The organism is Kitasatospora sp. NPDC001660 (genome assembly GCF_053596725.1).
In genome coordinates this window covers 13,640-32,142 of the sequence record NZ_JBSFGU010000019.1, presented here as the reverse complement: position 1 = coordinate 32,142, position 18,503 = coordinate 13,640, and the positions used below count along the sequence as shown (strand labels likewise).

Below are 18,503 nucleotides of genomic sequence, written 5' to 3'. Positions count from 1 at the left end.
CGGGCCCGCCCTTTCAGATCCCGCGGACCGACAGCACGTCCATCCGCGACGGCGTGCCCGCCGCCTTCCCGCAGCTCTCCGGACGCGGCGGCTCGCTCCGGCCCTCGATCACGTCCACCTCCCACGCCCGCCCGTCCGCGTGCAGCACCGTGACCAGCCAGCGGCCCTCGCCGTCCGGTCGCTGCGCGGCGGTCAGCGCGTCCACCCGGGTCTCGCCGATCGCCAGCCGCACCGCGTGGTCGGCCGCCTGACCCGGACGGTCCCAGCCCGAGCAGCCCCGCGACCACTCCGGCACCATGTGCCCGGCCGCCGTCGCCGCCAGCACCTCCTTGGCGGTCTCCGCCGTCAGCCGCCCGTACGCGTAACCGGACGGCAGCACCAGCATCGTGGGGGAGAAGCGGTGCCCGCCCAGGTGCGTCACCTCCCACACCTCGCTGTGGCCCGCCGCCGCCAGGTCCGCCGCCAGCGGACGGCCCAGCAGCGCGCAGCAGCGGTCCCGGCGCCCGTTCGTGCACACCAGCGCCACCGGACCGCCCACGTGCTCCGTGCCGAAACCCGTGTGGTCGCCCACGCCCAGCGCCGCGAAGTCCAGTTCCAGCAGCTCCGCCGGATCGGCCACCCCGGCCCGGCGCACCCAGCCGCGGCCCGGCACCGTGTGCGCCACGATCACCTCGTGCCGCGACGTCGGCAGGCAGTCCGCGTGCCGGCCCGGCCGACGGATCAGCGCCACCCGCACGCCCGTCCCCGCCGCGGCCGACTCCAGCGCGCGCCCGGTCGCCGGGTCGAGGTGGCTCTCGCCCAGCGCCTTCGCGCCCCACGGCCCGTTCTGCTCCACCAGCAGCCAGGTGGTCGCCACCGCCGCCGTGGCGGTCAGCGGCTCCGAAAGTTCACGCGACTGCGTCGCACAGGTGCTCACGCGGGCAAGGCTACCCTCAGCCCTCCCGGCGCTCCCGGGCGGCGGACCGGCCCCGAACGGCGGCAGGAGCCCAGGCCGGCGGAGGAGGGGCACCCGACCGGCACCCCTCCTCCCACTCACCCGCTCACCCGGTCACGCCGGGCCCGCGACCACCGCGATCGGCGTCGTCACCGGCGAGCCCGAACCGTCCCGGCGCGGGTCCCGCTCCGGCAGCTCCACCGGCGCGCCCTTGGCCGTCGCCGCACGGGCCGGCGCCGCGCCCGCCCACGCGAACGTCAGCAGGTCCTCACCGCGCAGGAACCGCTGGCAGCGGACACCACCCGTCGCCCGGCCCTTGCGCGGGTACTGCTCGAACGGCGTCACCTTCCACGTCGACTGCTCGCCGCCCGTCAACGTGCCCGACGCACCCGCCACCGAGACCACCACCGCGTCCACCGCCGGATCCACCGCCGTGAACGACAGCACCCGGGCCCCGTCCGCCAGCTTGACCCCCGCCATGCCGCCCGCCGGGCGGCCCTGCGGACGCACCTGGCCCGCCGGGTAGCGCAGCAACTGCGCGTCCGACGTGATGAAGACCAGGTCCTCCTCGCCAGTGCGCAGCTCGACCGCGCCCACCAGCTCGTCACCCTCCTTGAGGGCGATCACCTCGAACTCGTCCTTGTTCGCGGGCCACTCCGGCACCACCCGCTTCACCACGCCCTGCACCGTGCCCAGCGCCAGCCCCGGCGACGACTCGTCCAGCGTCGTCAGCGCCAGCACCCGCTCACCGGCCTCCAGCCGCAGGAACTCCTCCACCGAGGCCCCACCGGCCAGCGTCGGCGACGGCGTCGGCGGCAGCGCCGGCAGGTCGATCACCGGCAGCCGCAACACCCGGCCCGCCGACGTCACCACACCCACGTCCGCCCGGGCCGTCGCCGGCACCGCCGACACGATCACGTCGTGCTTCGCCCGCGCCTCCGACAGCTCGAACGGCTCCCCGTCCGCCGTCCGCGCCAGCAGACCCGTCGACGACAGCAGCACCCGGCACGGATCGTCCGCCACCTCCAGCGGCACCGCCAGCGCCGCCGACGGCGCCGCCCCCGCCTCCAGCAGCACCGTGCGCCGCTCCGTCCCGAACTGCTTCGCCACCGCGCCCAGTTCGGACGACACCACGCTGCGCAGCTTCGCGTCCGACTCCAGGATCTCGGTCAGCTCCGCGATCTCCGAGGTCAGCTTCGCCTTCTCCTGCTCCAGCTCCACCCGGTCGAACCGGGTCAGCCGGCGCAGCGGGGTGTCCAGGATGTACGCCGTCTGCGTGTCCGACAGCGAGAAGCGCTCCATCAGCCGCTCCTTCGCCTGCCCGGCGTTGTCGCTCGACCGGATGATCGCGATCACCTCGTCGATGTCGACCAGCGCCACCAGCAGGCCCTCGACCAGGTGCAGCCGCTCCTCGCGCTTGCGCCGGCGGAAGTCGCTGCGCCGGCGCACCACCGTGAAGCGGTGGTCGACGTAGACCTCCAGCAGTTCCTTCAGCCCCAGCGTCAGCGGCTGGCCGTCCACCAGCGCCACGTTGTTGATGCCGAAGGTCTCCTCCATCGGCGTCAGCTTGTACAGCTGCTCCAGGAGCGCCTCCGGCACGAAGCCGTTCTTCACCTCGATGACCAGCCGCAGCCCGTGCTCGCGATCGGTCAGGTCCTTGACGTCCGCGATGCCCTGCAGCTTCTTCGCGTTGACCAGGTCCTTGATCTTCGAGATGACCTTCTCCGGGCCGACGTTGTACGGCAGCTCCGTCACGACGATGCCCTTGCGGCGCGCCGTCACCGCCTCCACCGTCGCCGTGGCGCGGATCTTGAACGTGCCGCGGCCCGACTCGTACGCGTCCCGGATGCCCGACAGACCCACGATCCGCCCGCCGGTCGGCAGGTCCGGACCGGGCACGAACCGCATCAGCGTGTCCAGGTCCGCGTTCGGGTGCTTGATCAGGTGCCGGGCCGCCGCCACCACCTCGGACAGGTTGTGCGGCGGCATGTTCGTCGCCATCCCGACCGCGATGCCCGTCGCGCCGTTCACCAGCAGGTTCGGGAACGCCGCCGGAAGCGCCAGCGGCTCCTGCTCGCTGCCGTCGTAGTTCGGCCCGAAGTCGACGGTGTCCTCGTGGATCGACTCCACCAGCGCCATCGACGCCGGCGTCAGCCGCGACTCGGTGTAACGCATGGCGGCCGGCGGGTCGTCGTTGCCCAGCGAACCGAAGTTCCCGTGCCCGTCGATCAGTGGCAGGCGCATCGAGAACGGCTGTGCCATCCGGACGACCGCGTCGTAGATCGACTGGTCGCCGTGCGGGTGCAGGCGGCCCATCACCTCGCCCACCACACGGGCGCACTTCACGTGCGCGCGCTCCGGGCGCAGGCCCATCTCGTTGGCCTGGTACAGGATTCGCCGGTGCACGGGCTTCAGACCGTCCCGCGCGTCCGGCAGCGCGCGGGAGTAGATCACCGAGTAGGCGTACTCCAGGAAGGAACCCTGCATCTCGTCCACGACGTCGACGTCGAGGATCCGCTCCTCGAAGTCTCCGGGCGGCGGGGTCTGCGAACTGCGGCGGGCCATCGCGGCGGGGCTCCCTTACGTCTCGCTTGCTCTGTGTCTCGGTCAGTCTCTTCGTCCGGCTCCGGTGTCCGGCTCAGTCGTCCGGCTCTGTCGGCCGGCCGGCTGCCCCCGTCAACAGGGCGTGGCGCCCCCATTGTGGACCCTCGGACCGACACTCCCGGCCAGCGGCCCTCTTCCGCCCCTGGCGAACGCCCCCTCCGCGCGGACACATCCGTGCCCCTCGCGCGTTGCACCACAATGGGGGACGCCACACGAACCCCGACATCGACGACGGGAAGGACCCGAGCGCATGGCCAACCCGGCCCCCGCCTCCAGCCGAGGCATCGCCATCACCGAGCACCGCCTGGCCAACGGCCTGCGCGTCGTCCTCTCCGAGGACCACCTCACCCCGGTCGCCGCGGTCTGCCTCTGGTACGACGTCGGCTCGCGCCACGAGGTCAAGGGCCGCACCGGCCTCGCCCACCTCTTCGAGCACCTCATGTTCCAGGGCTCGGCCAACGTCTCCAACAACGGCCACTTCGAGCTCGTCCAGGGCGCCGGCGGCTCGCTCAACGGCACCACCAGCTTCGAGCGCACCAACTACTTCGAGACCATGCCCGCCCACCAGCTGGAGCTCGCCCTCTGGCTCGAGGCCGACCGCATGGGCTCCCTCCTCGCCGCACTCGACGAGACCTCCATGGAGAACCAGCGGGACGTCGTCAAGAACGAGCGCCGCCAGCGCTACGACAACGTCCCCTACGGCACAGCCTTCGAGAAGCTCACCGCGCTCTCCTTCCCCGACGGCCACCCGTACCACCACACCCCCATCGGCTCCATGGCCGACCTCGACGCCGCCACGCTCGAGGACGCCCGCGCGTTCTTCCGCACCTACTACGCGCCCAACAACGCCGTCCTCTCCGTCGTCGGCGACATCGACCCCGAGCAGACCATCGCCTGGGTCGAGAAGTACTTCGGCAGCATCCCCGCCCACGACGGCAAGCAGCCCCCGCGCTCCGGCGAACTCCCGGACACCATCGGGCGCGAACTGCGCGAGGAGATCCACGAGGACGTCCCCTCCCGCGCCCTCATGGCCGCCTACCGCCTCCCGCACGACGGCACCCGCGAGGCCGACGCCGCCGACCTCGCCCTCACCATCCTCGGCAGCGGCGAGTCCAGCCGCCTCTACAACCGCCTCGTCCGCCGCGACCGCACCGCCGTCGCCGCCGGCTTCGGCCTGCTCCGCCTCGCCGGCGCACCCAGCCTCGGCTGGCTCGACGTCAAGACCTCCGGCGACGCCACCATCGCGCAGATCGACACCGCCGTCGACGAGGAACTCGCCCGCTTCGCCGCCGAGGGCCCCACCCCCGAGGAACTCGAACGCGCCCAGGCCCAGATCGAGCGCGAGTGGCTCGACCGGCTCACCACCGTCGCCGGCCGCGCCGACGAACTCTGCCGCTACGCCGTCCTGTTCGGTGACCCCAAGCTGCTCAACGACGCCCTCCCCAAGGTCCTCGACGTCACCGCCGAAGAGGTCCAGGCCGTCGCCAAGGCCCGACTCCACCCCGACAACCGGGCCGTCCTCGTCTACGAGCCGACCACGGCCGACACCGACGCCGCTTCCGAAGAGGAGGGTGCCGCCGCATGAGCACCGACTACGTCCCCGCCATGACCTTCCACCCCCAGCCCAGGCCCGGCACCCCGAGCCCCTGGGCCTTCCCGGCGCCCGAGCGCACCGCCCTCGGCAACGGCATCACCGTTCTGCACTGCCACCGCCCCGGCCAGCAGCTCGTCGCCGTCGAGGTCCTCGTCGACGCCCCGCTCGCCGCCGAACCGGCCGGCCTCGACGGCATCGCCGCCATCCTCGCGCGCGCCCTCAGCGAAGGCACCGACACCCTCACCGCCGAGGAGTTCGCCGCCGAACTCGAGCGCGCCGGCGCCACCCTCGACGCCCACGCGGACCACCCCTGCATCCGCGTCTCCCTCGAAGTCCCCGCCTCCCGCCTCCAGCGCGGCCTCGCCCTCCTCGCGGACGCCCTGCGCGCCCCCGCCCTCCCCGAGGACGAGATCGAGCGGCTCGTCGCCAACCGCCTCGACGAGATCGTCCACGAGCAGGCCAACCCCGCCCGGCGCGCCGCCAAGGCCCTCTACGCCGAGCTCTTCGACGCCGCCGACCGCCTCTCGCGCCCCCGCGGCGGCACCGCCGACACGGTCAAGTCCATCGACCGCGCCGCCGTCAAGGCCTTCTACGACACCCACGTCCGGCCCGCCACCAGCACCGTCGTCGTGGTCGGCGACCTCACCGGCGTCGACCTGCCCGCCCTCCTGGAGAGCACCCTCGGCGCCTGGACCGGCTCCGCCGGCACGGCCGGCGTCCACGCGCCCGTCACCGCCGACGACCGCGGCCGCGTCGTCATCGTCGACCGGCCCGACTCCGTCCAGACCCAGCTCCTCATCGGCCGCATCGGCCCCGACCGCCACGACCCCGCCTGGTCGGCCCAGATCCTCGGCACCTACTGCCTCGGCGGCACCCTCACCTCCCGCCTCGACCGCGTCCTTCGCGAAGAGAAGGGCTACACCTACGGCGTCCGCGCCTTCGCCCAGCCGCTGCGCTCGGCCGCCGACGGCAGCGGGCGCTCGCTGCTCGCCATCAGCGGCTCGGTGGACACCGCCTCCACCGCCCCGGCCCTGAAGGACACCTGGACGATCCTGCGCACCCTCGCCGCCGAGGGCCTGACCGACGCCGAGCGGGACGAGGCCGTGCAGTTCCTGGTCGGGGTCGCGCCGCTCAAGTACGAGACCGCGGGCTCGGTCGCCGGCACCCTCGCCGACCAGGTCGAGCAGCACCTGCCCGACGACTACCAGGCCGAGGTCTACCGGCAGCTCGCCGAACTGCCCACCGCCGCGGCCACCGAGGCCGTCGTCGCCGCCTTCCCGCCGGACCGGCTGGTCACGGTGCTGGTCGGTGACGCCGCAGCGATCGCGGACGACGTGCGGGAGTTGGGCATCGGCGAGGTCACGGTCATCAGCTGACCCTTCCGATGCGCGGCAGGCCCGCTGGAGCGCTCCACGCTCCGGCGGGCCTGCCGCCGTTTCCGGATCCGCCGCTTTTAAATCCGTTGCGAGCCCGGGCCGTTCCGTGGATAGATATCCCCCGGCACAGATGTACGAAGTCTGACTCTGACGAATGAAGGGAGGCGGTCACCATGCGGGTCGAGCGAACCATACGACGACGCTCCCCAAGGCCGCACTCCCTCTATGCCCTGGGCGTCTGAGCCCTTCCTGGTCTTCCCCGAGCCGCGCCGGGATTTCTTTTGCGCGGCAACTCCCTGTGAACCAACCGACCCTGGAGGTCGAACACCCATGTCGTACACCGAAGTGCCCGGTATCCGGGTCCCGATCCGGATGTGGACCGACCCGGCCACCGTCGAGGGCGCGGCGATGCAGCAGTTGCGCAACATCAGCTCCCTGCCGTGGCTGCACGGCCTCGCCGTCATGCCCGACGTCCACCTGGGCAAGGGCGCGACCGTCGGCTCCGTCATCGCCATGAAGGGCGCCGTCTGCCCGGCGGCGGTCGGCGTGGACATCGGCTGCGGGATGAGTGCGGTGAAGACCTCCCTCACCGCCAAGGACCTCCCGGACGACCTGTCCCGCCTCCGCTCCAAGATTGAGCAGGCCATCCCGGTCGGCCGCGGCCTCCACACCGACCCCGTCGACCCGCGCAAGCTCCACGGCTTCCAGACGGCGGGCTGGGACGACTTCTGGCAGCGGTTCGATGGTGTGGCAGAAGCGGTCAAATGGCGTCGTGAACGTGCCATGCAGCAGATGGGAACGCTCGGAGCCGGAAATCACATGATCGAACTGTGCATCGATACGATCGGGACGGTGTGGCTGATGCTGCACTCCGGCTCGCGCAACATCGGCAAGGAGCTGGCGGAGCACCACATGACCGTTGCCCGGTCGCTGCCGCACAACCAGGGCCTGGTCGATCGCGACCTCGCGGTGTTCATCGCGGACACTCCGCAGATGGTGGCCTACCGAGCGGACCTGTACTGGGCGCAGGAGTACGCCAAGCACAATCGTGCCGTCATGATGACGCTCTTCCAGGACGTCGTCCGCCGCGAGTTCCCCAAGGCGAAGGTCACCTTCGACGAGGTCATTAGCTGCCACCACAACTACGTGGCTGAGGAGACGTACGACGGTGTCGACCTGCTCGTGACCCGCAAGGGCGCGATCCGAGCAGGGACGGGCGAGTACGGCATCATCCCGGGCTCGATGGGCACCAGTTCGTTCATCGTTCGCGGCCTCGGCAACAAGGCGGCGTTCAACTCGGCCTCGCACGGCGCCGGGCGGAAGATGAGCCGCACGGCGGCGAAGAAGCGCTTCACCGTACGGGACTTGGAGGAGCAGACGCGGGGCGTGGAGTGCCGCAAGGACAGCGGCGTCGTCGACGAGATCCCGGGCGCCTACAAGTCGATCGAGAAGGTCATGGATCAGCAGCGCGACCTGGTCGAGGTCGTCGCTCAGATCAAGCAGGTCATCTGCATCAAGGGATGAGCAGTCGAAATGAGATGGCCCCCGACGATGTCGGGGGCCATCTCTACCGCTGTGGAAACACTCTCGGGCGTTTGGGACCGGCAAGCCGCCACTTGCGGATGGTGCAGCTCTTGAGGGTCCGGCCCAGCTGTCCGGCGGCCAGTTCCATGCTGGCCGCGCCCAGGAGCACCACATCTTCTTCGGTGGTCCAGCTGCGCCGAGGAGCGGCTATCCCCATCGTCGGCGGGCGGACCCACGCCTCGACGTGCGCGGCACCCGCTTGCTTGCGTGGCAGTGCGAGGCAGCCCGGATAGTACAGCTCGGCAGTGATGGCCACCGCGGCTTCCCTCGTGAAGAGGATGTTGTAGATGCCGTCACGCTTGTTTCGGGCGAGCTTGCGCTTCATGCCGCAGAGCTGCTCGGCATAGCCCGCGAAGAAGGCGGCCATCGTGTCGCTCTGGGTGGTGAAGCTGAGGAACGGCAAGGTCTTGGCGGTGATGCCGAGTGACCCATCGGCATCGATGAGACCACGCACGTAGTCGCGCTCGGAGAAGGGCCTGTTCGGCGGTACCACGATCTCGGACTTGGGCCCCACGGGCAGGCCGAGTGCCTGCAGTTCCTCGCGGAACTCGCGGGCGCACACGGTCCACATTACCGAGGTGTGGTCCGCCTTGAAGTTGGTGCTGCGCGTTCGGTAACGGATGCTGCTGTTGAACGGGCAGAGCCGTTGGAACTCCTCCAGGATCGGGGCGTCGCGTGCGGAGAGCTCCACGGAGAGCCGGCCGCGGTTGCGAGACTGCTCGGTGAGGTGGCCGTCCGCCTGGAGGAAGGCGAACATGTAGGCGTGCTCGGGTCGTTCGAGATCGAAGAACGTCATGCGGCGAGTGTGCGCGCGAAAAGCCGTTCGAGAGGGGCGATCGTGCACCAGTTCGCTCAATGGTGTGGATGCGATCGAATTGCCTGCGCAAAGCGTCCGGCAGTGTGATGCACTGCCGGACGCTGTGCGTCGAGCGAGTGGGCTCAGGCTGCGGCGGGGAGTTCGTCGAGGCCTTCCTGGACCAGCTTGGCGAGGCGGTCGAGGGCTTCGTCGGCGCCCGGGGCGTCGGAAGCGAGGATGACCTCCTCGCCGCCCTGGGCGCCCAGGGCCAGGAGGCCGAGCATGGAGGCGGCGTTGACCGGGTTGCCGCCCGGCTTGGCGATGGTGATCGGCACGCCGGTGGCCGTGACCGCCCGGACGAAGATGGAGGCGGGACGGGCGTGCAGGCCCTCGGCCCAACCGATGGTGACGCGGCGCTCGGCCATGAGACGTGCCTTTCCGGTGAAGCTGGTCACGGCCGTGCTCGGGGAAGCGGCCATGTTGTCTAGACCAGTGTTGCACGCAGTCGGCCCCTGCGGGCCGCCGTGTTCGGGAGTTGTGATTGTTTCTTTTCGGGGCATAAGGCCCGGCCGGTGGCCCTGCCACCCTGCCGCGCGTGCATTGCCGTGCGCCATCCGGCCTGCTGCCGGATAACCTGACGAACGTGGACGACTCCGCGGCGGCGCAACACCCCGAGCAACCGGACTATCCGCAGCACTGGGAGGCCGACATCCTGCTGCGCGACGGCGGCACGGCCCGGATCCGGCCGATCACTCCCGCCGACGCCGGGCGGTTGGTGGAGTTCTACGAGCAGGTCTCGGACCAGTCCAAGTACTTCCGTTTCTTCGCCCCGTATCCGAAGCTCTCCGAGAAGGACGTCCGCCGCTTCACGCACCACGACTTCGTGAACCGGGTCGCCCTCGCCGTCGTCGTCCGCGACCGCTTCATCGCGACCGTCCGCTACGACCGGATCGACGCCGAGGGCCGCCCCTGCGACACCGGTACCGACGCCGAGGTGGCGTTCCTGGTGCAGGACGCGCACCAGGGCCGCGGGGTGGCGTCGGCGTTGCTGGAGCACATCGCGGCGGTGGCGCAGGAGCGCGGGATCCGCCGCTTCCAGGCGGAGGTGCTGCCGGAGAACCGGAAGATGGTGAAGGTCTTCACGGACGCCGGCTACACGCAGCGCCGCAGCTTCGCCGACGGCGTGGTGCACCTGGAGTTCGACCTGGAACCGACAGCCCGCTCGCTGGCCGTGATGCGGGCGCGCGAGCACCGCGCGGAGGCGCGTTCGGTGCAGCGGCTGCTCACCCCGCGCTCGGTGGCGGTGATCGGGGTCTCGCGCAATCCGCAGACCGTCGGCCGGGCACTCCTGCGCGATCTGCTCGGCAGTTTCGACACCGAGTTCGACAGCAGGTACGAGGCCGAGGAGAAGGACGCCCCGCGTCCCGTCTACGCGGTGAACCGCAAGGCCCCGTCCGGGACGGAGCTGGACGGTGTCCCGGTGTACCGCTCGGTCCTGGACGTCCCCGGTCCTGTGGACCTGGCCGTGATCGCCGTCCCCGAGGGTTCGGTGCCGGCGGCGGTCGCCGAGTGCGGCGCCCACGGGGTGCAGGGCCTGGTCGTGGTGACCGCCGGGTACGCCGAGACCGGTCCGGAGGGCCGCGACCGCCAGCGGGCCCTGGTCCGGCAGGCCCGTGCGGCGGGGATGCGCGTGATCGGCCCGAACGCCTTCGGCCTGATCAACACCGATCCCGGGCTCCCGCTGAACGCCTCGCTGGCGCCGCACCTGCCGAGGCGCGGCGGCTTCGGGATCTTCTGCCAGTCCGGCGCGATCGGCGTGGCGCTCCTGGAGGCCGCGCACCGCCGGGGCCTGGGCGTCTCCTCCTTCGCGTCGGTCGGCAACCGGGCCGACGTCTCCGGGAACGACTTCCTGCAGTACTGGGCGGAGGACGACGCGACCGAGGTGGTGCTGCTCTACCTGGAGTCGTTCGGCAACCCGCGCAAGTTCACGCGGATCGCCCGCCGCCTGGCCGCCGTGAAGCCGATCGTCGTCGTGAAGGGCGCGCGCCACACCGGCAGCCTGCCGCCCGGCCACACCGTCCCGGCCACGGCCACCGGGCTGCGCGACGCGACGGTGGACGCGCTGTTCGAACAAGCCGGGGTCACCCGGGTGGAGACGATCACCGAGCTGTACGACACCGGCGAGCTGCTGGTGCAGCAGCCGCTGCCGCCGGGGGACCGGGTCGCGGTGGTCGGCAACTCGGACTCGCTCGGCCTGCTGACCTACGACGCCTGCCTGAGCGCGGGCCTGCGCCCCCGCACCCCCGTCGACCTGACCACCGCCGCGACCGGCGAGAACTTCCGGATCGCGCTGGACGTCGCCCTCGCCGACCCCGCCGTGGACGCCGTGATCGCCGTCGCGATCCCGCCGATCGGCACCTCGGCACACGCGTTCATGGGCGGCCGGCTGACCGGCCCGGAGGACCCGGAGATGGGCTCGGACGACCCGGAGATCGCCGCCGCGCTGCTCGAAGCCGGCGAGCGGGCAAGGGAGTTGGGCAAGCCGCTGGTGCTGGCGCACCTGGCGCTGACCGATCTGCCGGTCCGGCTGCGCCCGGGCGGCATCCCGGCGTTCGCGGCGCCCGAGCGCGCGGTGCGCGCCCTCGCGCACGCGGTGCACTACGCGCAGTGGCGCCGTCGGATGGCAGAGGCGGAGGAGACCGCCCGGGTGCCCGAACTGGACCGGATCGACGAGCCGGGCGCCCGCGCCCTGGTGGACGCCGTGCTGAACACCCGCACCGCGATCTCCCGTCCGTCGCCCGCCACCACCCTTGCTCCAGGCACTACGCGCCGCTCCATCCTCTTCCGCAGCCAGCCGGGCGGCACCCGGATCACGCTGCCCGACACGGAGGCCCGCGCGCTGCTGGCCCGCTACGGCATCGACGTCTCGCCGACCCTCCCGGCGCCGGACGAGGAGACGGCGGTGCGAGCGGCGTCGGCGCTCGGCTATCCGGTGGCCCTCAAGGCGACCGCCCCGCACCTGCGTCACCGCCCCGACCTGGGCAGCGTCCGCCTGGACCTCACCGGCGAGCCGGGCCTGCGCCGCGCCCACCGCGAGCTGGACGCCCTGCTCGGCGGCGCCGCGCAGGCCGAGCTGGTGGTGCAGCGGCTGGCCCCGCGCGGGGTGGACACCGTGATCGGCGCCACGGTCGACCCCGCGGTGGGCGCGATCCTGTCCTTCGGTCTCGCCGGCGCGCCGGCCGAACTCCTGGGCGATGTCGCGCACCGACTGGTTCCGGCCACCGATCAGGACGTCGCCGGGCTGATCCGGGAGGTCCGGGCGGCCCCGCTGCTGTTCGGCTGGCGGGGTGCGGAGGCGGTGGACACGGACGCGCTGGAGGAGCTGCTCCTGCGGGTGTCGCGGCTGGTGGACGATCTGCCGGAGGTGGCGTCGGTGGACCTCGAACCGGTGGTCGTGGCCCCGCACGGGCTGGCGATCCTGGGGGCGCGGGTGCGCATCGCGCCCCTGCCCGTCCGCAGCGATCTGGGCCCGCGTGCCATGAGCACCCTGTAACCTTCCTTGGTTGCGCCTGCCCGTGGGCGCTGTTGTCCGAAGCTCGGCGCCGCGCCGCCCGCTTCGTCGGCGGACCATGCCAGGATGGAGTTATGGCGAAGACCGGTACCACCACCACTCAGGACCTGCGCTCGGCGATCGAGCGCAGCGGCTACTACCCGGCCCTCGTGTCCGAGGCGGTGGAGTCCGCGGTTGGCCCGGAGCCGATCAGCTCCTACCTGGTCCACCAGGAGACGACGTTCGACGCCAACGAGGTGCGCCGCCACGTCACCGTGCTGGTGCTGACCCCGACCCGCTTCGTGGTGAGCCACACCGACGAGCAGACCGGTGACGCCGCCAGCCCGTCGGTGCCGCTCGCGACGACGTCGACGGAGAGCGTCCGGCTGGACCGGATCGGCTCGGTCGTGGTGAGCCGGATGGTGGCGAACCCGGAGACGTACACCCCGGGCACGCTGCCGCGCGAGGTCGTGCTGACGATCGGCTGGGGCGCGGTGCAGCGGCTGGACCTGGAGCCGGCGGGCTGCTCGGACCCGAACTGCGAGGCGGACCACGGTTACACGGGTTCGGCGACGGCTGACGACCTGTCACTGCGGGTGAGCGAGGCCGGCGACGGCCCGGAGACGGTCGCGCAGGCGCTGGTGTTCGCCCGGGCGCTGTCGGACGCGACGATCAGCAACGCCCCGCGGGCCTGAGCCCCGCCGCGCACGACCGCGCCGCCGACCGCGCCGACCGCCACGAAACCGGATCAATGTCTTTCGTACCTTCCGACGGCTACGACGCCTTCGAGATCCTCGATCCCGCCTCCGCCCCCGCTCCCGCTTACGGCAGCGGTTCGCTCTGCGACCTGCTGCCCTCGGTCGCGGCGGGGCTGGGCGTCGAGGGGTTCTCGGCGACGCTCCCGATCGCCCCGGCCGACCGCGTGGTGGTGTTCCTGGTCGACGGCCTCGGCTGGGAGCTGCTGCTGCGCCACCCCGAGTACGCGCCGTTCCTGTCCTCGCTGGCGGGAAGTTCGCTGGGTGGCACGGGCCGCCCGCTGACGGCCGGTTTCCCGTCGACGACGGCGACCTCGCTGGCCTCGGTCGGCACCGGCACCCCGCCGGGGCTGCACGGTCTGGCCGGGTACACGGTGGCGGTCCCCGGTGCCGGCTACCTGATGAACCAGCTGCGCTGGCAGCCGCCGACCGATCCGACGGCCTGGCAGCCGTACCCGACGGTCTTCGAGCGGACGCACGCGGCCGGGGTGGCGACGGCGCAGGTGTCGTCCCCGCTGTTCGCGCAGACCCCGCTGACCAGGGTGGCGCTGTCCGGCGGCACGTTCATGGGCCGGACCACCGGCGAGGAGCGGATGGACCAGGCCGCGGCCTGGCTGGCCGAGCACGACCGGGCGCTGGTGTACACGTACGTCAGCGAGCTGGACGGAGCGGGCCACCGCTTCGGTGTGGACTCGGACGAGTGGCGGATGACCCTGGACGCGGTGGACCGCCTGGCCCGGCGCCTGGCCGAGCAGCTGCCGCCGCGCTCGGCGATGTACGTCACGGCCGACCACGGCATGATCGACATCGCGCCCGAGGACCGGATCGACTTCGACGAGGACTGGGAGCTCGGCGCGGGCGTGGCCCTGCTGGGCGGCGAGGGCCGGGCCCGGCACGTGTACGCGGTGCCCGGGGCGGCGGCCGACGTGCACACGGTCTGGAGCGAGGTGCTGGGCGACCGGATGTGGGTGGCGACCCGGGACGAGGCGATCGCGGCGGGCTGGTTCGGCCCGGCCGTGGACGAGCGGGTCTACCGGCGGATCGGCGACGTGGTCGCCGCGGCCAGGGACGACGTCGCGATCATCGCCTCCCGCAACGAGCCCGGTGAGTCGGCGATGGTCGGTCTGCACGGTTCGATGACCCCGGTCGAGCAGTTCGTGCCGCTGCTCGAAGTGCGCGCCTGAGCCGTGCCGCCGATGCCGCCGCGCTCGAATCCCCCGTGCGCGAACCCCCCGTGCCCGAACCTTCCTGTGCCCGAACTCCCCTGATTTGAAAGGCCTCTGCTCCACCCATGGCTGAACTGGTGTTCTTCTCGGGCACGATGGACTGCGGCAAGTCGACGCTGGCGCTGCAGATGGACCACAACCACACCGCCCGCGGCCGGCAGGGGATCATCCTGACCCGCCACGACCGGGCGGGGGCGGCGACCATCTCCAGCCGCCTCGGCCTGCGCGCCGACGCCGTCGAGGTGACCGACGACTTCGACTTCCACGCGCACGTGGTGCAGCGACTGTCGGCCGGCGGCCGGGTGGACTACCTGATCTGCGACGAGGCCCAGTTCTTCGCGGCCGAGCAGGTCGATCAGCTGGCCCGGGTGGTGGACGAACTCGACATCGACGTCTACACGTTCGGGATCACGACGGATTTCCGCACCAGGCTGTTCCCCGGCTCGCAGCGGCTGATCGAGCTGGCCGACCGGGTCGAGGTACTGCAGGTGGAGGCGCTGTGCTGGTGCGGCGCGCGGGCCACCCACAACGCGCGGACGGTCGGTGGCGTGATGGTCGTCGAGGGCGCGCAGGTCGTCATCGGCGACATCTCGGTGAACGAGGACGAGGTCGGCTACGAGGTGCTGTGCCGCCGGCACCACCGCCGTCGCCTGACCGCGGCGACCGCCCGCGCCTCGGTGCTCTCCCCGGACGTGCTCCCCTTCGAGCAGTCTCAGCCGTAGTGTCCTAGCGGGATTCCAGGACGGAGAAGTGCCCGCCTTGCGGGTCGGCCAGCCGGGCGGCCCGGCCGCGCGCGGTGTCGTGCGGCTCGACGAGGACCCGGCCGCCGAGTTCGACGGCGCGGCGGGCGGTCTGGGCGGCGTCGCGGACGGCGAAGTGGATCCGCCAACGGGGCGGGTGGCCGCGCAGTTCGGCGCCGTGCCGGATGCCGGCGACCGGTCGGCCCTGCACCAGCAGCGCGGATTCGTCGGTGCCGGGCCGGACGGTGCGGCCGAGGACCATGGCGTAGAAGGCGGCGGCGCCCTCGCCGTCGGGGGTGAGCAGTTCGGCCCAGGCGGGGCCGCCGGGTTCGGGGCCCGCCTCGCGGCCGACGTGTTCCTCGCCCTGCCAGAGACCGAAGACGGCGCCGGACACGTCGGCGGCGATGGCCATCCGTCCTGCGCGTTCGGCCTGGAGAGGTCCGACGGCGACGGTGCCGCCGCACTCGCGGACGAGTTGGGTGGCGGAGTCGGCGCTGTCCACGGCGAAGTAGGTGGTCCACTGCACCGGGAAGCCGGTGGCGGTGGAGACACCGAGGCCGGCGACCGGCTGCCCGTCGAGCTCGGCCCGGACGTAGTCGCCGAGTTGGGCCGGGCCGGGGGAGTAGCTCCAGCCGAGCAGTTCGCCGTAGAAGGCGCGGGCGCCGGCCAGGTCGTCGGTCAGCAGGCTGACCCAGCAGGGCGTGCCCTGGGCGAGCCGGAGTTTCACCGCGGGCAATGCGGGCCTCCTCACGGGCGGTTGGCGCACGGAAATTCGCGCACGCGAGGGTGATGCTTCCACTCCGGCGCGCGCCGAACCCTCGGGCCGCGCGGAAATTCCGGCAAAGACCCCACAAAGAGCGGCGGTTCGCCCCTGCTGCGCGACAATGTCCGGCATGACCACCTACAACGACGGTTCCCCGCTGATCTCCGCGGCCGAGCTGCGGGAGGCGCTCGCCTCGTCGCGTCCGCCGGTGCTGCTGGACGTGCGCTACCAGCTGGTCGGTGCGGCCGCCTCCGGCCCGACGGCGGCGGAGGAGTACCGGGCCGGGCACCTGCCCGGCGCCCACTTCGTCGACCTGGACCAGGACCTCGCGGCGGCGCCCGGCGCCCCCGGGCAGGGCGGCCGCCACCCCCTGCCGGATCTGGAGGAGTTCGGCGCCGCCATGCGCCGGTTCGGCGTCGGTGCCGACCGCCCGGTCGTGGTGTACGACGGCGGGCCCTCGCTGTCGGCGGCCCGCGCCTGGTGGCTGCTGCGCTGGGCCGGGCACCAGGACGTGCGGGTGCTGGACGGCGGCTACGCGGCCTGGTCGGCGGCCGGGTTGCCGGTGACGGCCGAGGTGCCGGCGCCGGAGGCGGGCGACTTCAAGCCGGTCCCGGGCCGGTTGCCGACGGTCGACGCGGACGGCGCGGCGGCGTGGGCGCGCAGCGGCCTGCTGCTGGACGCCCGCTCGGGAGAGCGCTACCGGGGCGAGACGGAGCCGGTCGACCCGCGCGCGGGGCACATCCCGGGGGCCGTGTCGGCGCCGACCACCGAGAACGTCGGCCCGGACGGGCGGTTCCGGCCGGCCGCGGAGCTGGCCGAGCGGTTCCGCGCGCTGGGTGCGGGTGAGCGGGAGACGGCCGTGTACTGCGGGTCGGGGGTGACGGCGGCGCACCAGATCCTGGCGCTGGAGGTGGCGGGCGTGCCGGCCACGCTGTACCCGGGGTCGTGGAGCGAGTGGTCGAGCGACGGGAGCCGCCCGGTGGCGGTCACGGACCAGCCGGGCTGATCACCCCGACGCCGGCGGGGCACGTCGAAGGGGCGGGAGGCCGAAGCCTCCCGCCCCTTCGACGTGCAGGGCTATTCCTGCTTCTTGCGCCGACTGCCGAAGACGATCTCGTCCCAGCTGGGCACGGTGGCCCGGCGGCCGGGCCGGACGCCGTCCGCCTCGGCCTGCCGGTCGGTGGTGCCGACCAGGCGCTCGCGGTGCGGGGCGACGGCGCGCGGCATCAGGATGTCCGCGTACGCCGAGCCCGCGCCGACGGCGGGTGCCGCGGCGGCGGCCGGCTCCTCGTTCTCCTCGGCGACCTCGGCGGGCACCGGCTCGATCGGGGCGGGGCCGACGGCGAGGTCGCCGCGGAACGCGGGGACGACGTCGAGCAGGCTGGTGAGCGAGTCCCGGCCCTCGGCCGCGGCCTCGCGCGCCTCGCGGGCCGACATGATGCGGTCGGCGGAGGGCCGGTCGATCATCGGGCGGGGCGGCCGGTCCTGGGGGAGCCGGGCGATCCGCGGGATGAACGGGAAGACCGAGTCCTCCTCGCGCTCGACTGTCTCGCCGATCAGCGCGCGGGCCTCGTCGTCGTTGGGCGTGACGAGGCGCCGGGGCGGGTCGTACGTCCACGAGGCGCTGCGGCCCTCGCCGTCGGAGCGGTAGGAGAGGATGACCTCCCACGTGCCGTCGTCGCGCCGCCAGGAGTCCCAGCGCTCGGTGTCCTTCTCGGCGCTGCGCAGCGCGAGCCGCTCGGCGACGGCCTCGCCGAGCTGCGGGCCGGGGGACTCGCCGTTGCGGCGGATGGCGGTCTTGCGGGCGCGCTCGGCCATGAAGGCGCGTTCGGCGAGGACGGGGCCCTCGAAGCGGCGGACCCGGTCGACGGAGATGCCGGCGGCCTGGGCGACCTCCTCGGCGGAGGCACCGGCTCGTATCCGCGCCTGGATGTCCCGGGGGCGCAGGTGGCTCTCGACCTCGATCTCGATCTGGCCGAGGCGCGGGCGGTCGCCGCGGATGGCGGCGCGCAGCCGCTCGTCGATGGGGAGGGTGTACTCCGTGCTGTCGGCAGCCTTGAGCACCAGCCGTGTGCCGTCGTTGCTGACGGCCACAACCCGCAGTTCGGGCACGGTTACCTCCCGGGTGGTGCCTGCCGACGTCACCTGCGTCGCTGCTCCCGTACTGAGTGTGGCCTGCCCGCTCGCGACTGGCCACAACCTTGCTGAGTTCCCCGGCGTGTCGGGCCTGTGCCCGTCCACGCCGCTGTGGCACGGTTGCCTTTTTGCCACGTCATCCGTCGACGTCGCGCCTGGGTGTCCCGGCCGGTCCTCGCACGCGCAGTGGTCGCGACGATCCGGGACCGGCGTCGCCGTGCGTGCCTGTGTCGTGGCTCTTCGTCAAGCTGCCGCGGTAGGCACAGTCGACAAGTCGACCCAAGGCTCAGGCTTTACGAACAGTACTCCATTCGTGGCACCCGAAGGGGCGGCTCGCCGCTCAAGTCTCCCGCGATTCACGGGAATCTCAAGAGCGCGCGCCCCCAATGGCGGACCACCGCCGGATGAACGGTGATCATCTTCACACAATCCCGGAGCGGAGAAC

At 72.5% G+C, this 18,503-nt stretch carries 14 protein-coding genes; 8 read left to right on the top strand and 6 right to left on the bottom strand.

Annotated features, from left to right (window positions below; genetic code table 11):
* Window positions 1–13 precede the first annotated feature (13 nt).
* Together ACWCXH_RS21360 and ACWCXH_RS21355 are read right to left on the bottom strand one after the other, a co-directional pair.
* Complete coding sequence (locus ACWCXH_RS21360; RefSeq protein WP_449803006.1) at window positions 14–916, bottom strand: sucrase ferredoxin; 903 nt, start codon at window positions 914–916, stop codon at window positions 14–16.
* Between the two features lie 132 nt (window positions 917–1,048).
* On the bottom strand, window positions 1,049–3,499 hold the full coding sequence (locus ACWCXH_RS21355) for a DNA gyrase/topoisomerase IV subunit A (RefSeq protein ID WP_449803005.1): 2,451 nt from the start codon (window positions 3,497–3,499) through the stop codon (window positions 1,049–1,051).
* A gap of 289 nt (window positions 3,500–3,788) precedes the next feature.
* On the opposite strand from ACWCXH_RS21355, the gene ACWCXH_RS21350 reads away from it, so the two are divergent.
* From ACWCXH_RS21350 to ACWCXH_RS21340, 3 genes are all read left to right on the top strand, one after another.
* Window positions 3,789–5,123 carry a M16 family metallopeptidase gene (locus ACWCXH_RS21350; RefSeq protein WP_449803004.1) on the top strand — a complete coding sequence of 445 codons (1,335 nt, stop codon included), beginning with the start codon at window positions 3,789–3,791 and terminating at the stop codon, window positions 5,121–5,123.
* Between the two features lie 20 nt (window positions 5,124–5,143).
* Complete coding sequence (locus ACWCXH_RS21345) at window positions 5,144–6,508, top strand: M16 family metallopeptidase (protein WP_449803082.1); 1,365 nt, start codon at window positions 5,144–5,146, stop codon at window positions 6,506–6,508.
* A 330-nt stretch (window positions 6,509–6,838) separates the two neighbouring features.
* On the top strand, window positions 6,839–8,032 hold the full coding sequence (locus ACWCXH_RS21340) for an RtcB family protein (RefSeq protein WP_449803003.1): 1,194 nt from the start codon (window positions 6,839–6,841) through the stop codon (window positions 8,030–8,032).
* Window positions 8,033–8,075: 43 nt separating this feature from the next.
* Here the strand turns inward: ACWCXH_RS21340 and ACWCXH_RS21335 are convergent, their stop codons facing one another.
* Together ACWCXH_RS21335 and ACWCXH_RS21330 are read right to left on the bottom strand one after the other, a co-directional pair.
* Window positions 8,076–8,888 (bottom strand): hypothetical protein, encoded by an 813-nt coding sequence (locus tag ACWCXH_RS21335; protein WP_449803002.1) that lies wholly within the window; start codon window positions 8,886–8,888, stop codon window positions 8,076–8,078.
* Between the two features lie 143 nt (window positions 8,889–9,031).
* A complete protein-coding gene (locus ACWCXH_RS21330; RefSeq protein WP_449803081.1) occupies window positions 9,032–9,313 on the bottom strand; it encodes an HPr family phosphocarrier protein in 282 nt (93 codons plus the stop codon).
* A gap of 218 nt (window positions 9,314–9,531) precedes the next feature.
* Here ACWCXH_RS21330 and ACWCXH_RS21325 point away from each other — a divergent pair, with 218 nt between their 5' ends.
* The 4 genes from ACWCXH_RS21325 (at window position 9,532) to ACWCXH_RS21310 (ending at window position 15,141) form a co-directional block, all read left to right on the top strand.
* Window positions 9,532–12,441, top strand: coding sequence for a bifunctional acetate--CoA ligase family protein/GNAT family N-acetyltransferase (locus tag ACWCXH_RS21325; RefSeq protein ID WP_449803001.1), 2,910 nt, complete (start codon window positions 9,532–9,534; stop codon window positions 12,439–12,441).
* Window positions 12,442–12,533: 92 nt separating this feature from the next.
* Window positions 12,534–13,133: a DUF5998 family protein gene (locus ACWCXH_RS21320; RefSeq protein ID WP_363650572.1), complete on the top strand. Its 600-nt coding sequence runs from the start codon at window positions 12,534–12,536 to the stop codon at window positions 13,131–13,133.
* A 56-nt stretch (window positions 13,134–13,189) separates the two neighbouring features.
* A complete protein-coding gene (locus ACWCXH_RS21315; RefSeq protein ID WP_449803000.1) occupies window positions 13,190–14,377 on the top strand; it encodes an alkaline phosphatase family protein in 1,188 nt (395 codons plus the stop codon).
* A 107-nt stretch (window positions 14,378–14,484) separates the two neighbouring features.
* Window positions 14,485–15,141: a thymidine kinase gene (locus tag ACWCXH_RS21310; protein ID WP_449802999.1), complete on the top strand. Its 657-nt coding sequence runs from the start codon at window positions 14,485–14,487 to the stop codon at window positions 15,139–15,141.
* 4 nt (window positions 15,142–15,145) lie between these two features.
* Here ACWCXH_RS21310 and ACWCXH_RS21305 read toward each other — a convergent pair whose 3' ends face one another.
* A complete protein-coding gene (locus ACWCXH_RS21305; protein WP_449803080.1) occupies window positions 15,146–15,886 on the bottom strand; it encodes a VOC family protein in 741 nt (246 codons plus the stop codon).
* A gap of 157 nt (window positions 15,887–16,043) precedes the next feature.
* On the opposite strand from ACWCXH_RS21305, the gene ACWCXH_RS21300 reads away from it, so the two are divergent.
* On the top strand, window positions 16,044–16,928 hold the full coding sequence (locus tag ACWCXH_RS21300; RefSeq protein WP_449802998.1) for a sulfurtransferase: 885 nt from the start codon (window positions 16,044–16,046) through the stop codon (window positions 16,926–16,928).
* A 71-nt stretch (window positions 16,929–16,999) separates the two neighbouring features.
* Here the strand turns inward: ACWCXH_RS21300 and sepH are convergent, their stop codons facing one another.
* The gene (gene sepH, locus ACWCXH_RS21295) at window positions 17,000–18,067 is read right to left on the bottom strand and encodes a septation protein SepH (RefSeq protein WP_449802997.1); all 1,068 of its coding nucleotides are present in this window, start codon (window positions 18,065–18,067) and stop codon (window positions 17,000–17,002) included.
* Window positions 18,068–18,503: the final 436 nt, after the last annotated feature.

Excerpts from the sequence above, each read along its gene's own strand:
- ACWCXH_RS21355 (WP_449803005.1), bottom strand. The coding sequence starts at position 3,499 with ATGGCCCGCCGCAGTTCGCAGACCCCGCCGCCCGGAGACTTCGAGGAG.
- ACWCXH_RS21310 (WP_449802999.1), top strand. The coding sequence starts at position 14,485 with ATGGCTGAACTGGTGTTCTTCTCGGGCACGATGGACTGCGGCAAGTCG.
- ACWCXH_RS21315 (WP_449803000.1), top strand. The coding sequence starts at position 13,190 with ATGTCTTTCGTACCTTCCGACGGCTACGACGCCTTCGAGATCCTCGAT.
- ACWCXH_RS21335 (WP_449803002.1), bottom strand. The coding sequence starts at position 8,888 with ATGACGTTCTTCGATCTCGAACGACCCGAGCACGCCTACATGTTCGCC.
- ACWCXH_RS21350 (WP_449803004.1), top strand. The coding sequence starts at position 3,789 with ATGGCCAACCCGGCCCCCGCCTCCAGCCGAGGCATCGCCATCACCGAG.
- ACWCXH_RS21320 (WP_363650572.1), top strand. The coding sequence starts at position 12,534 with ATGGCGAAGACCGGTACCACCACCACTCAGGACCTGCGCTCGGCGATC.
- ACWCXH_RS21330 (WP_449803081.1), bottom strand. The coding sequence starts at position 9,313 with ATGGCCGAGCGCCGCGTCACCATCGGTTGGGCCGAGGGCCTGCACGCC.
- ACWCXH_RS21300 (WP_449802998.1), top strand. The coding sequence starts at position 16,044 with ATGTCCGGCATGACCACCTACAACGACGGTTCCCCGCTGATCTCCGCG.
- ACWCXH_RS21345 (WP_449803082.1), top strand. The coding sequence starts at position 5,144 with ATGACCTTCCACCCCCAGCCCAGGCCCGGCACCCCGAGCCCCTGGGCC.
- ACWCXH_RS21340 (WP_449803003.1), top strand. The coding sequence starts at position 6,839 with ATGTCGTACACCGAAGTGCCCGGTATCCGGGTCCCGATCCGGATGTGG.